Origin of the sequence: Thermosynechococcus sp. Uc (assembly GCF_029335995.1) — a bacterium.
GTDB lineage: Bacteria > Cyanobacteriota > Cyanobacteriia > Thermosynechococcales > Thermosynechococcaceae > Thermosynechococcus.
In genome coordinates, this window is the sequence record NZ_JARJMS020000039.1 from 1 (window position 1) to 14,071 (window position 14,071).

Annotated in this window: 12 protein-coding genes and 1 pseudogene; 8 read left to right on the plus strand and 5 right to left on the minus strand. The window is 53.0% G+C overall.

All coding sequences use genetic code 11. The annotated features are described in order from the left end of the window. Positions 1 to 51: 51 nt before the first annotated feature. Genes P3X23_RS04450 through P3X23_RS04460 form a run of 3 tightly spaced genes read left to right on the plus strand, consistent with a single transcriptional unit; the run spans position 52 to position 2,750 of the window. Positions 52 to 1,188 (plus strand): type IV pilus twitching motility protein PilT, encoded by a 1,137-nt coding sequence (locus tag P3X23_RS04450; RefSeq protein WP_367186513.1) that lies wholly within the window; start codon positions 52 to 54, stop codon positions 1,186 to 1,188. 4 nt (positions 1,189 to 1,192) lie between these two features. After that, positions 1,193 to 1,921 carry a circadian clock KaiB family protein gene (locus P3X23_RS04455; RefSeq protein ID WP_300873535.1) on the plus strand — a complete coding sequence of 243 codons (729 nt, stop codon included), beginning with the start codon at positions 1,193 to 1,195 and terminating at the stop codon, positions 1,919 to 1,921. 4 nt (positions 1,922 to 1,925) lie between these two features. Continuing rightward, positions 1,926 to 2,750, plus strand: coding sequence for an FAD-binding domain-containing protein (locus P3X23_RS04460; protein WP_300873537.1), 825 nt, complete (start codon positions 1,926 to 1,928; stop codon positions 2,748 to 2,750). A 2-nt stretch (positions 2,751 to 2,752) separates the two neighbouring features. Here the strand turns inward: P3X23_RS04460 and P3X23_RS04465 are convergent, their stop codons facing one another. From P3X23_RS04465 to P3X23_RS04485, 5 genes and pseudogenes are all read right to left on the minus strand, one after another. Further along, positions 2,753 to 3,175: an ATP-binding protein gene (locus P3X23_RS04465; protein WP_300873539.1), complete on the minus strand. Its 423-nt coding sequence runs from the start codon at positions 3,173 to 3,175 to the stop codon at positions 2,753 to 2,755. Between the two features lie 204 nt (positions 3,176 to 3,379). Further along, positions 3,380 to 4,311 (minus strand): annotated as a pseudogene (locus P3X23_RS04470) (branched-chain amino acid ABC transporter permease). Positions 4,312 to 4,319: 8 nt separating this feature from the next. Then, positions 4,320 to 4,616 (minus strand): hypothetical protein, encoded by a 297-nt coding sequence (locus P3X23_RS04475; RefSeq protein WP_300873543.1) that lies wholly within the window; start codon positions 4,614 to 4,616, stop codon positions 4,320 to 4,322. A gap of 14 nt (positions 4,617 to 4,630) precedes the next feature. Further along, positions 4,631 to 5,872, minus strand: a complete 1,242-nt coding sequence (locus P3X23_RS04480) for a hypothetical protein (RefSeq protein WP_300873545.1) — start codon at positions 5,870 to 5,872, stop codon at positions 4,631 to 4,633. A gap of 77 nt (positions 5,873 to 5,949) precedes the next feature. Continuing rightward, positions 5,950 to 6,558 carry a hypothetical protein gene (locus P3X23_RS04485; protein ID WP_300873547.1) on the minus strand — a complete coding sequence of 203 codons (609 nt, stop codon included), beginning with the start codon at positions 6,556 to 6,558 and terminating at the stop codon, positions 5,950 to 5,952. A 160-nt stretch (positions 6,559 to 6,718) separates the two neighbouring features. Between P3X23_RS04485 and P3X23_RS04490 the strand changes: the two genes are divergently transcribed. From P3X23_RS04490 to P3X23_RS04510, 5 genes are all read left to right on the plus strand, one after another. Beyond that, positions 6,719 to 7,729: an isochorismatase gene (locus P3X23_RS04490; RefSeq protein WP_300873549.1), complete on the plus strand. Its 1,011-nt coding sequence runs from the start codon at positions 6,719 to 6,721 to the stop codon at positions 7,727 to 7,729. 77 nt (positions 7,730 to 7,806) lie between these two features. Then, positions 7,807 to 8,853 (plus strand): class 1 fructose-bisphosphatase, encoded by a 1,047-nt coding sequence (gene fbp, locus P3X23_RS04495; RefSeq protein ID WP_300873551.1) that lies wholly within the window; start codon positions 7,807 to 7,809, stop codon positions 8,851 to 8,853. 3 nt (positions 8,854 to 8,856) lie between these two features. Further along, entirely contained in the window at positions 8,857 to 10,386 is a 1,530-nt protein-coding gene (gene zwf / locus P3X23_RS04500) for a glucose-6-phosphate dehydrogenase (protein WP_300873553.1), read from the plus strand. A gap of 300 nt (positions 10,387 to 10,686) precedes the next feature. Next, positions 10,687 to 12,021 (plus strand): glucose-6-phosphate dehydrogenase assembly protein OpcA, encoded by a 1,335-nt coding sequence (opcA, locus tag P3X23_RS04505; protein ID WP_300873555.1) that lies wholly within the window; start codon positions 10,687 to 10,689, stop codon positions 12,019 to 12,021. Positions 12,022 to 12,033: 12 nt separating this feature from the next. Then, positions 12,034 to 14,071, plus strand: a 2,038-nt coding sequence (locus P3X23_RS04510; protein WP_300873557.1) for a cation:proton antiporter, incomplete at its 3' end; no start/stop codon positions are given.

Sequence of the window (14,071 nt, forward strand, 5' to 3'; positions counted from 1 at the left end):
CCACCGCCCCCTCAAGGGATGCCACCTCAGCCGGGAATACCACCCCGCCCCATGCCGCCGCAACCGGGAATGCCCCAACAGGCAATACCAACCCAACCAATAGTGACACCAACTGCGCGCATTTCTGGCCCGACGATGGAACAATTGGTGCGGGAGGCCTTTGAGAACGGTTATTCAGATATTCACGTTGGGGTAGGGGAAAGACCTCGTTTTCGCGATCGCGGGCGCATTGAGATGAGTAACCATCCCGTGACCGACGAGGAAACCTTTAACTACTGGCTGAATGAAATGCTCACACCCCAGCAAATTGAGCAGTTTCGCACCCATCTTGAATACGATGGTGCCTACCAATACGAGGGGCTGTGCCGGGTGCGGATCAATATCTTTGTCGCCTTAAAAGGTCCCGCCATGGTGCTGCGGTTAATTCCCGTAAAAATTCTGACCCTAGAGGAGTTGAATTTGCCGCCGGTCTTCAAAGACCTGTGCCACTACCACAAGGGGCTGATTCTGGTTACAGGGCCAACGGGTTCTGGGAAATCCACCACCCTTGCCGCCATGGTGGACTACATCAATACAGAAATGCCAAAGCACATTATCTCGATTGAAGACCCCATTGAGTTTGTGCACCAAAGTCGCCGTGCTCTTATCCGCCAGCGGGAGGTGGGCATTCATACGCTGAAGTTTGACAATGCCCTGAAGGCGTCCCTGCGGGAAGACCCCGACATCATTCTGATTGGGGAGATGCGCGATCGCGAGACGGTGAATACGGCTCTTAAAGCTGCTCAAACAGGGCACTTGGTCTTTGGGACTCTCCACACCAACAGTGCGGTGAAAACAATTGAGCGGATTCTTAACCTTTACAACCCCGATGAACAAGGACCCATGCGGGTGCAGGTGGCGGAATCGTTAGTGGCAGTGATTGCCCAAGCCTTGGTGCGCACCACCGATGGCAAGCGAGCTGCCATTCACGAGATCATGATCAACACCGATGCCATCAAGGACTATATTTTGCGGGGTGAAGTAGAGGAAATTGAAGCGATTATTCCCCAGTGTCGCTACGACGGCATGTGTACGATGAACCAGTGCCTCTACGAACTCTATGAGGCGGGACGCATTGACGAGGAAACCGCCATCGAAAACTCCCCCAAACCCAACGAGATGGCACAAATTTTACGGGGTCGGGTTTAGGCAAATGGCTGGTTTCAAGCCTGTTTTGTACAAGGGGTTGGCTCTCTTTACACCAGGGGAGGATGTGGTCTTTTGCCGCGACCCATCGAAGCAGGGACAGTGGCATCGATCGCTTTGCCAAACCCTGCAACATCTTTTAGATCTGGAGGAGCCGCCCTTATTTCTTTCGCCCTGTTACACAGCAGCAGTGGATTACTGGTTTGACGAGGAGCAGCAATGCCTAAGGGTGGCGGCGGAAGTCTACGCCATGGCGTGGCCGCATCGTCCCCTATTAAATGCCCTGTTTGCCCCTCTGCATCAACCTGCTTTACCTTGGCAGTTAGTTCAAGATCCACAACATCCCTGCGATGTGCAAGCCCTAGAGGCCTACCGCAGCCGTTTTCCTCAATTGTGGGAGCATCACCAGCTTGTCTATGATGTGCAGGAAGCCACGCCCCTAAGCAACTTTGTACCGCGTCCTTCACAACCCGATCGCTATGTCTTTCGCCTGTATGTCCGCGGAGAAACCCATGCTACCGAAGTTGCCCTAAAAAACCTCCACGATTTGCTGAGTCGTTCCCTCAAAGTGCCCTATACACTCAAAGTGGTGGATGTCACTAAGCAGCCAGAACTGGCAGAAGAAGATCAAGTCCAAGCGACCCCCACATTGGTGCGCATCTATCCCCAACCAGTACGCCGCGTTGTCGGACATTTGGATCACCGCGATCGCCTCGAACGTTTGCTCAGCCCCTAAACCAATGACCAGTTCTGCAAAAGACCTTTTGGCTGCCGCTGTAATTCAGCGAGTGGAAGGAACCCGTGAAGCCTATGTCCCCTACCTGCGCCAAGTATTTGCGGATGTGGTGGGCGCGGATGAGGCAGTCAGTGAAACCCGTGGTGGCCTAGCGGCGGCTCAGGAGCGGCTGGCCAAAATTCAGCCCCAGCGTTATGGTAAAAGTCGCAACTTTTTAGCCGGGGCAGTCACTGGACTGTCGGCCTATTTGCGCCACGGGGTCATCAGTTTAGCGGCAGTGCGCGACCATGTGCGCGCAGCGGTGGCTGATCCCCCTCAAGCGGAGGCCCTCCTCCAGCAACTGGCTTGGCGGGACTATTGGCAACGCCTCTATGCCCGTTGGGGCGATCGCCTGTGGCAGGACATCGAACCCTATAAAACGGGTTGGCAAGCAACGGATTATGCAACCGATTTACCCCCCGCACTCGTTGCCGCAGAAACAGGGCTGGCCTGTATGGATGCTTTTAGCCGGGATCTGCAAACAAGCGGTTACTTGCATAACCATGCCCGCCTATGGCTAGCCGCCTATGTGGTGCACTGGTGCCGAGTGCGCTGGCAAGCAGGCGCTGCTTGGTTTTTGCAACATCTCCTCGATGGCGACCCGGCAAGTAATAACCTCTCATGGCAGTGGGTGGCCAGCACCTTTAGCCACAAGCCCTACTTTTTCAACCGTCAAAACCTCGAACGCTATAGCGAGGGCAAATACTGTCGCCAGTGCCCCATGGGCGATCGCTGTCCCTTTGATGCCCCCTACGAGGAACTGGAAGCCCGTCTTTTTCCCCATAAGTAGCATTATCGGGGGATAGATTTGAGGGTTTTGCGCAAAATCAAACAATTGCCGCCATTCTCTACGCGCTGATAGTCCAATTCATCGGTGATTGTTGCTAGCAGACGTAGTCCCCGTCCCCCCTCGGCATCGAGGGCAATTTGGGCGGGCAGCGTTTGCAGTTTGGCCAATAGGTCAAAGGGATCCCCTTGATCCCAAATGCGCAATTCAATTTCAGTCTCCCCTAGGGAGAGGTCAATGCGAATGGGAGTGTCAGGCGGGCGATCGCGATGGGCATGGCGCACCGCATTCGTAAACCCTTCCGCAAGCGCCAGTTCCAATTTCAGCCACTCTTCAATGGGCAGGGTTGAGGGGCGATATTGATTGAACCAGGTCAAGAGTGCCTCCAGTTGCCTTAGGTCACTCGTTAATGTCAGGGAAACCGTCATAGGCTGGCCTGTCCTCAGTGGGGTTGAATTAGGCCGAATGGCCTTAATATTGGGTACCAACATGCTGAAAACCCCTGCCCAGGGCTGTCTTATCCAGCCAGTATGGATCGAAGATAGGGCTGCAACAGATGTACTTTTCCCCTCTGTCGGCTGTTGAGATACAGTGCAGGGGCACAGGGAGTTAAGGGGGACTGATCACATTATTCATGGGTTGACCTTTTTTCTTGACCTTGAAATAGTACCCCACAGCGATCGCCAGTTGGGAGCTTGACAAAGCCCCTTGGGAAAGAACTGCGTACCGAGAATAATCAGCAGTCCATAGCGCATGAGCCGCCCATCGCGGAAAAATGCGGTACTGCCGTTGGCAAAGAGGGTTGATCGGCCAGTCCCCGCAGAAGTTCGGGTAAAGCTGTAAAGAGCATACCGCCTGCGATCGCCCCCACAAAAGTCCGATTGCCTCCCACAAGCACCGCCGTCAGTGCCAGCACCCCTGTATCAAACGTGCCCTGACGTGGATTCCAAGTATTCAACAGGTGGGCTGCCAAGACACCCGTCACTCCCGCCAGGATCGCTCCCAAGACAAACCCCAGCACCTTGTAGCGGGTTGTATCAATTCCAAGGGGTTGTGCCACTAACTCATCGGCACGAAGGGCCTGCATCGCATTGCCGGCGCGGGTCTGCTCCAAACGGCCAATGGCGATCGCCACTCCAATCCACAAGGGCACCGTCAGCCACAGATAGCCCAACGGCGTACCAAAAGGTTGAGGGATACCAAAAATGCCGATCGCCCCCCAGTCATCTCCAAATTTAGGGTCAGCACCCGCAACACCTCTGAGAAGGCAATTGTGGCAATCGCAAAATAGATACCCCGGTACCCCTAAGCCCCATCCCACTAGACCGCAGACCAGAGCCGCCAAAATCATTTCCCCCAACAGCAAGGGCACAGGATAGGGGTGAAGCCCTGCAAAAACACGGGTTGAGACCAGAGCTGCAATATAGCCACCAATGGCATAAAAGGCTGGACTGGCAAGGGAGAGCTGGCGACTCATTAGGGGCAAATAGAGCGACAGAGCCAACATTGCCCCCAAAGTCATCGAAACAATTAGGAAATTGTAGGTGCCCAGCCAACCCGTCATAACCAGCGCTACAGATCTACCGCACAGGCCGGCACACTGGCCTCTACAAGCTGCTGCAACTCAGCAATAATCGCTGCTTCGAGGGCTTTATCCCCCAGCCGAATTGTCAGACGCGACAGCCGCAGTGAAGCCGTAATCCGACCACTAGGGAGATCTAACCATACCAACTGCTGAAATTGGCGATAACGACCGCCATAGCGCTGGGCAAAGGTGGTGAGTTCCTCGCCGGTGGGCGATCGCCCCAGATCGACATCCACCACCCATGTACCCCCACATTCCCGCCGTTTAGAAATTTGAACTGGCATTTCCTAAAGCTGATCTATAGGCGTTGGGCATAGAATTCGCACCAAGGATCCCCTTTCTCCCGTGCCTTCACCTCTGCCCCTTGAAACACACCGCCCCGTTGAAAGAGACGATTGTAAAAGGCCTCATCCAAAACGGGTTTCTGTTGAATGCGTCCGTTATAGACAATGTTCATAATGGCAGGTACTGCCCCTTGGGCAAAGTAGCAGGCCGGCTGAGCAGTGATGGGGTAGGAGGCCAAGAAGTAGTTGGCTTCATAGTTGCCATCAATCGCTACTCGACAGAATTCATCGCTGACCACCTCTAGGGCTTGCCAACGCCCCCACCCCAAACTACTGGCAACGGCATAGGCTCCATGAATCCAATCCGTATCGGTGTTCAACATTGGGCCAACAACTGTTTCCCACTCCAAAGATTTCATGATATTGCCAAACGTGTGAAAAACACAGACATGACCCGATTCCCGAATTAAGGCTTGACCCACTTCTAGAAGCTGCGGATCCACCTTTTGTAGCTCATCAAGGAAGCGGTACTGAATGCGGTTGTAATAGTTGGCGGGCATTCGCGTTAGCAGCACATCAAATGCACGGATTTGACCATTCACATCCCCCTCAAGGGGCAACCCCCACAGCGCTTCATTGACTGCATCATAGTCCACACCGGTATCCCCTTTGGGAAGAGGGACGGGTTGATCAATCAGTTTACCCATCTGCGGACTCGGCGTCAGAGAGCGACGCACTGGTGCCTTTGTCACCTGAATGATGCAGTGATCTTGCCGTGTTACCGCCATACAACTGGTTTCTTCGGCCACATAGGTACCCAGCGCTGCAAACGTAGCATCTAGGGCTGCCGCCGCATAACCCACCGCTAGATGATCAATAGGTTTTGTACGGTTGACCTGCTCACCATATTTCCCTAGCCAGCCCTCTGCGTAGTGGGAGTGGGTTAATTCCACCTCGCCCCCTTCTTCTGTCACCTCAAAGTTGAGACGGCCAAAGCCCAAAAAGCTAAAAATGTGCGCTGCAGTGGCAAGACGTTCCGCCGCTGTTTGCAGCCCCAGCGTTTTGAAGGCATTGGCAAGCAGACTATAGAAAATTTCTTGAGCTGAGGTTTGCAAGATACTGACCCCATCAATCCAGTCGGGGTCTTCAATCGTTTGCTGGAGAAATAGGTTGTAGTGGTGGCAGTGCAAAATCACTGGCTCATTAAAAAAAGCCACCAGCTTCCGAGGGCGATCAATGGACAGGTAATCAAACATAGTTCTCTAGTAGTTGTCAAGTAATTTTTAGATAGTAGTTGTCAAGTAATTTTTAGACACAGGTCAACTAATCAGCACTACGGAAGTGCAATGGGGAGACGTTCCACGCCCAACATATCAGCCACACCCTTATAGAGAATGCGCACTTCCCGTTCGTCTAGCTGGCCTTTCTCTAATCGTTCGCGGTGCAGACCCGTTTTCAGCGATAGCCGCAGCGTCACAAAGTTAGGATCTGGGGCATAGCGGCGCGCGTAGCTCAAAAGCAGTTGGGCAGCGGAGGTGGTGTTTTTCTGCACAGGGGGCAGGAGTGGGTTCCCATCCGCCAAAATGGCCTTAATGCGCTCAAACACTAGCTTCAGGTTTGTGCTACTCTTGGTGAGAAACAGGACAAAGTAAGGGAGTTTGCTAAAGTTCTTGATCACTAGGCGTACCTCTGCCGAACCCGCCAACAAATAGTCTGCCTCTGAGGTGGGATCCACCACTTGGCACATGCGATTATTGGCTCGCAGCAAATCGCTGGCATAGACAGCCAAGGAGTTAAGAGAATCATTTTCAAGGTAAGTGCCGCTGTAGTTAATTTCAGCAATGGTTGCTCCATCGGTCATGCGGCCAATTAGAACGGCTAACACACCCGGAACACCGGCAATGTGTTGCTCTAAAACGCTATTGAGCGTGCGCACCAGCATTTATGCTCTCCTGAGAAAGGTTAAGCTTTGACTAACTATAAGTATAAGGGTTGTTAATAGTTGGTTATCCGTAGAATTTCTGATATGATGGGAGACTCATTACATTAAAAGTTAACATTTGTATCATTGAGTAAGATTTATCTTCTATAGGGGCAAGCCAATGACGACGGCAACAGAACTGCCCATTCCTGACTTCTTTGACCCTGCTAAAGTCCTTCAAGTGTGGCGCGTTCCCTACCAAGAACGGGCAGCACAGGCTCGTCAATGGGCACAGCAGTACCGAATTCCACCAGCGAAGGAAGATCAACAGCGCACAATTCTCTTGCTCATTGATGTCCAAAATACGTTTTGCTTGCCAGAGTTTGAGCTATTTGTCCAAGGTGCAGTTGCAGACAATCAACGCCTCTGCCGCTTCATCTATACCCACCTTGCCCACATTAGCGAGATTATCGTTACCCTCGATACCCACACCGCCAGTCAAATTTTCCATCCCCTCTTTTGGATCGATGCTAACGGGGAACCACCGCCGCCCCTAACGATCATTACTGTTGACGATGTTCAGTGTGGGCGCTGGCAACCCAATCCCCAACTGCTGGCCTCCCTTGGCCTGACCGATCAACAGAGTTTGCAGGCCTACGCCCAGCACTATGTGGCACAATTAGCCGCCAAAGGGAAATTTCCATTGACAATTTGGCCCTACCACTCAATGCTGGGGGGAATTGGCCATGCTTTGGTGTCTGCTGTGGAGGAGGCCTGTTTCTTTCACACTGTGGCGCGACAGCAGCAAACCCGTATCGAACTCAAGGGTAGCCATCCGCTGACCGAAAATTACTCGGTGCTGCGTCCAGAGGTTAACCATGACCTCCAAGGGCATCCCCTAGTGCCGGTAAATACAGCGTTGATTGAGCATCTACTGGCGGGCGATCGCCTGATTATTGCCGGTCAAGCCAAAAGTCACTGTGTCGCTTGGACGGTGGCGGATCTCCTCAGCGAAATTCAGCAGCGGGATGCCCAACTGGCTCAACGGGTTTATCTTCTTGAGGATTGTATGTCCCCTGTGGTGGTGCCGGGAGTGGTGGATTTTAGCGAAGCTGCCAATGCGACCTTTGCCGAATTTGCTGCTGCCGGGATGCAGCGGATAACCACTAGCAGTACTCCCTTGAATCTTTAGTTGTTCTAAAGACTCACCACTTCTGAAAAGAGACGGTTTAGGATTGAGGCTAGATGCATCCTCACTAGGGAAGGGCAATGACTGACTACGCCACCCACGAACAGGCTCTTGATCGCGATTGTTTGACCCTATCTCGCCACGTTCTCCAGCAACTCCAAAGCTTTGATGCCGATGCCCAAGACCTCAGTGCTCTAATGAATCGTATTGCCCTTGCTGGCAAGCTGATTGCCCGCCGCCTGAGTCGAGCGGGTCTGATGGAAGGGGTACTGGGTTTTACAGGAGCTGTGAATATCCAAGGCGAAGATGTCAAAAAAATGGATGTCTATGCCAACGAAGTCTTTATTGCCGCCTTCAAGCAGAGTGGCCTCGTGTGTCGCCTTGCCTCTGAGGAAATGGAAAAGCCCTACTACATTCCTGAAAATTGCCCTATTGGCCGCTATACCCTCCTCTACGATCCTCTTGATGGTTCCTCCAATGTGGATATTAACCTCAATGTGGGATCGATTTTTGCGATTCGCCAGCAGGAGGGCACCGATCTAGACGGAACTGCCGCCGATCTCCTGCAGAATGGCCACAAGCAAATTGCCGCTGGCTACATTCTCTATGGCCCTAGCACAATGCTCGTCTATTCGATGGGCAAAGGCACGCATGTGTTTGTCCTTGACCCCAGCCTCGGCGAGTTTATTCTGGCGATCGAGAACCTGCAAATTCCCGCCAGCGGCTCCATCTACAGCGTTAACGAAGGTAACTTCTGGGCATGGGAAGAACCCATTCGCAACTATGTCCGCCATGTCCATCGCCAGCCTGGCTACAGCGCCCGCTACAGTGGTGCTCTTGTCGGGGATATTCACCGTATCCTCATGCAGGGGGGTGTTTTCCTCTATCCAGGAACCCAAAAAAATCCTGCGGGTAAGCTACGTCTGCTCTATGAGGCTGCCCCAATTGCTTTCCTTGTGGAACAAGCCGGCGGCAAAGCCAGTACCGGAACACAACCTCTCCTCGATGTTGTGCCCGATCATCTACACATGCGCACCCCGCTAATTGTCGGCAGTCCTGAGAACGTTGCCCTTGTGGAATCCTTTATTCAGCAAACCCCTGCTACCCCAACCGTGACACAGGTGTAACCCATGGTAACCCTCTTTGAAAATCCCCTGCGGGTCGGCTTACGCCAAGAGCGCACTCCTGAACCACTGATTCTTGTCATCTTCGGCGCGAGTGGTGATCTCACCCAGCGCAAGCTCATTCCCTCTATTTATCAACTGAAACTAGAACGCCGTCTGCCTCCGGAACTCACCGTTGTTGGTGTGGCACGTCGTAACTGGAGTGATGAGTATTTTCGCGAGCATCTGCGCCAAGGAGTCGAGGAATTTGGCAGCGGTATTCAAGCAGAACCCCTGTGGCAGGAATTTGCCCAAGGTTTGTTTTACTGCTCTGGCAATATGGACGATCCTGCCGCCTACACCAAGCTAAAAACGCTCCTAGCCGAGCTGGATGAAAAACGCCAAACCCGTGGCAATCGTGTCTTTTACCTTGCGGTCTCACCGAACTTTTTCGTCGAAGCCATTCAACAACTGGGGGCGGCGGGACTATTGAGTGATCCCCAAAAGCATCGCTTGGTCATTGAAAAACCCTTTGGCCGCGATCTTACTTCCGCCCAAGCCCTCAATGAAGTGGTGCAGTCGGTTTGCAAGGAGGAGCAAGTTTATCGTATTGACCACTACCTCGGCAAAGAAACGGTTCAAAATCTCATGGTGTTTCGCTTTGCCAATGCCATCTTTGAACCCCTCTGGAACCGCCAGTATGTGGATCATGTGCAGATTACCGTTGCTGAAACTGTGGGGGTGGAAGACCGCGCGGGCTACTATGAAACCGCCGGTGCTCTACGGGACATGGTGCAAAACCACATTCTGCAGTTATTGGCTCTGACCGCCATGGAACCCCCCAATGCGCTCGATGCCGATAGTCTGCGCAACGAAAAGGTGAAGGTTCTCCAAGCCACCCGTTTAGCAGATCTGGATAACCTCGATGCCTGTGCCGTGCGTGCCCAATACCGAGCCGGTTGGATGAAAGGCAAACCCGTGGTGGGCTATCGCGAAGAACCGGGGGTCAGTCCCACTTCCACGACTCCTACCTATGTGGCACTGAAATTAGTGATTGACAATTGGCGCTGGCAGGGAGTGCCCTTTTACTTGCGCACGGGTAAACGCTTAGCAAAAAAAGTGACGGAAATCTCAATTCAGTTTCGCGATGTCCCCCTGCTGATTTTCCAATCGGCGGCGCGCCAAACCAATCCCAACATTCTAACAATGCGCATCCAACCCAATGAGGGCATTGCCCTGCGCTTTGAAGCCAAGATGCCCGGTTCAGATTTGCGCACGCGCACGGTGGAAATGGACTTTAGCTACGGCTCCTCCTTTGGCATGGCGACAGCAGATGCCTATGCGCGGCTCTTGCTAGACTGCATGTTGGGGGATCAAACCTTGTTTACGCGCGCAGATGAGGTGGAAGCTGCTTGGCGGGTGGTGATGCCAGTGCTCAGTGCTTGGGACGCCCCCACGGATGCAAATACGATTCCCACCTACGAAGCGGGGACATGGGATCCCGATGCCGCAGAAGCTTTGATTAATGCCGATGGACGGCGTTGGCGGCGACTTTAATGTTTGGGCATCATGGGACGAAATGGGAATAGAGGCTGAACTGTTATCAAGAAAGTGCACAAAAGTGTACACTCTTCTGTTCCTGCTCCGAACGCATTCGTATCTGACAGTTACCAGAAGCAGACCGTAGTCTGTTTCTGGTAAACAGAACTTTCCCGACAACCTCTGGCAAGGTTCCAGAGATTGTGCCACCGTTCCACGGGCAGAGCAGCCGTTTCAGGTTTTCCATGAAACTATCATGCACTATCGCATACGATTGTCAGTACTAGAGTTTAGCTCCTTAACAGACAGGTACCTAGTATGGCAACTGAACCAACTCCCCTAGTAGCGCTCCAAGACCCCATAGATGTCTCCCTTGACGATATTGAAAAGAGTTTGCGGCAAATTTGGCTCAGCCACAGCGGTGATGGCACGGCTCCAGCGGCAGTGCGGGCAACCACCTTTACGCTAGTTGTCTATGAGGCAGATGATACTCAACAATTACTAGCGGCTTTGGGCTACTACACTGGTCCTATTGATGGCATCCTTGGCCCGCGCATGCAGTCAGCGATTCGCGCTGCCGAAAAGAATTACAACTTACCCTTAACGGGTCGCGTCACGCCTCAACTGCGACAGGCACTGCAACAGGAATATGCCCAAGGAACACCTCGGGGCGATCGCTATGCGGTGGATATGCGCGGTAGTGGTCTTGCTGATGCGATCGCCAGCCAAAACCCCTGTCGGGTGATTGCTCTGTGTCCCACCCTTGGGGAGGATACGGGGATTACTGCCCAAGTGGCGGCCTATTGCCCCATTAACAAAAAGGTGCGCAGTTCCTTGGTGTGTTGTGAGTACATTACCCTCAAGGGTACCCATAGCGCCTTTCAACGAGTCGAACCCCTGTTGCAGTCTTTAATTATTCGGGAGCTGCCCCGCTTTCTCTGGTGGAAGGGGGATTTGTTCAATAACTTTGAGTTGTTTCAAACCCTTGCTCCCCAGTTTAGTCGCGTGATTGTCGATTCCAGTGAATTTCTCGATCCGCTGCGAGGTCTGCGGGCGATCGCGCCCCTTTTAGAGCAGAACCTTCCCATCACTGACTTGAACTGGCGCCGCCTAGGGGCTTGGCAAGAACTGGCCGCTGAAGCCTTTGATCCACCACAACGACGCCTAGCCATCAAGGAAATTGATCAGGTAGTCATTGACTACGAAAAGGGCAATCCTGCCCAAGCCTTAATGTACCTTGGCTGGTTGGCTTCGCGGCTACAGTGGCAGCCACGCCAAATTCGCCACAAATGCGATGACTATGACCTGTACGATGTGGAGTTAGTGGGTGCCGATCAGCGCCTGATTAAAGCAGAACTAGCGGGCATTCCCACTGGGGATGCGGGACTCGTGCTGGGGGATTTAATTGATTTAAAACTCACCTCCTCCAATCTCCAAGCGGATTGCTGTACAATTATTTGCTCAGAAACCCGTGGCTGTATGCGTATGGAGGCCGGGGGGAGTGCCCAGAGGTGCCGTACTTACCATGTATCTCCCCTCAGTGATCTGACAGCTGAAGTGCTCTTGAGTCAAGAACTGCAACGCTGGGGGCAAGACTTCCTCTACAGTGAAAGTTTTGCTGTTGTCTCCCAGCTTCTAGCCTTGATGCCCTAGCATTAAGGAAATATGACCGAAGATTTTCGCCTTGTCATTGACCTCAGTGTGGTACTGGGGGCAGCGGCAGTAGGGGGGGTATTAGCAGCTTTGCTGCGACAACCGATCCTGCTGGGTTACCTCTTGGCCGGTCTATTGGTAGGACCAACAGGTTTGGGACTCCTCAAGGAAGTACCCCAAGTGGAAGGCTTGGCACAACTGGGGGTGGCCTTTTTGCTTTTTGCTCTGGGGGTCAGCTTTTCCCTCGGTGAAATTCGGAAAGTCCAGGGGGTGAGCTTGGGGGGCAGCGCCCTGCAAATTCTCCTCACCATTGCAGTCACAACGCTCATTTCCGTTGGGGTTGGTTGGGTGAGTTCCCCCAATCAGGGCATTTTCCTCGGTGCTGTACTCTCTCTCTCTTCAACCGCGGTGGTACTGCGCAGCCTGATGGATCGCAATGAGTTGGAGTCGATCCAAGGGCAAATCATGCTGGGCATCTTGGTCGTGCAAGATCTGGCGGTGGGCTTGATGATTGCGGTTCTACCCGCCCTGAATAAGCCCCCAGAGGAGTTGGGACTCGCCCTCGGACAAGCGGTATTGACGATTGCTTTGATTGCTGTGGGGGCGATCGCTGCTGGGATGTGGTTGCTGCCCCCTCTGCTACAACTACTGGCAAAAACGGAGAGTCGCGAGCTTTTCCTTTTAGGTGTTGTTGCCCTCTGTTTGGGAATTGCCCTACTGACCCAGTATTTGGGGCTTTCAATTGAGATTGGTGCCTTTATTGCCGGTCTGATGATTTCTGAGGTGGAGTACGCCGATCAGACGCTTGACTATGTGGAATCCATCCGCGATGTCTTTACCACTCTGTTTTTTGCCTCTATTGGCATGCTCATTGATCCGGTGTTTCTCTGGCAGCACTTGGATCGCATTATCCAATTGGTGAGCTTGGTTATTCTCGGTAAGTTTCTAATCACAACTCCGATTGTCAAGCTCTTTGGCTACTCGTGGAAAACCTCTTTGCTTGCGGGAATTGGCCTTGCCCAGATTGGGGAATTTTCCTTTGTGCTGTTGACGGCAGGGCGGGGCTTAGGGTTGGTCTCCCAACAAGTTTACTTACTGACTCTCGGCACCACAGCGGTCACGTTGCTAGTGACACCCTTTTTGCTGAGATTGGTGCCAGTGGTTTTAGAATTGCCCCTCCTGCGCCGCCTCTTCAAGGACGATGAAATCCTCGACATGGATTTAACAGGGCTGCCTCAGCGGAATCATGTCATTGTCTGTGGCTATGGGCGCGTCGGCAAGGGTGTGGTAAAACTCCTGCAAAAACAAAATTATCCCGTGTTGGTGATTGAGCAAAGCGAAACGGTGATTAATGAGGTAAGAGAGGCGCAACTCCCTTATATTTACGGCAATGCTGCCAGTGCCACAATTTTAGCGAAAGCAGGAGTCGATCAAGCCCTTGGCATGGCGATCGCGCTCTCGGACAGTATGAGTACCCGCCTCTGCCTCAAACGTGCTCTAGAATTTGCCCCAGAACTGGATGTCATTGTCCGCGCCAATAGCGATCGCGACATTGAATTGCTCTATCAACTGGGGGCACGGGAGGTGGTGCAACCAGAATTTGAAGCCAGTCTGGAGTTGGCTGCCCATTTGTTCTTTACACTAGGCATGGGTGAGCACCACATTCAGCAGCAGGTTCAACAGGTGCGTGACAGCCATTACGCCAATTTGCGGGGCGATACTCCACCGGAGCGAACGGCTCGTCTCTTACGGCAAGCAGCTCAGGATATGAATAGTCGCTGGGTCACAATCCCTGAGGATTCTCCTATTCAGGGCATGAGCCTCGCAGAAATCCAACTGCGACAGTTGACGGGGGTCACCTTGCTAGCCATTGTCCGGGCTGATGGGACTGAGGTGAATTATCCTAGCGGTGAAACTTGTCTTGAAGGGGGCGATCGCCTGCTCATTGTGGGTCAACCGGCGGAGTTTGCAGCTTTTGAGGCTCTGATCAATGGTCGCGTGACAGTGCCCCAAGGAGAAACCTTCTTTCTCTGGATCATGTTGCCTCCAG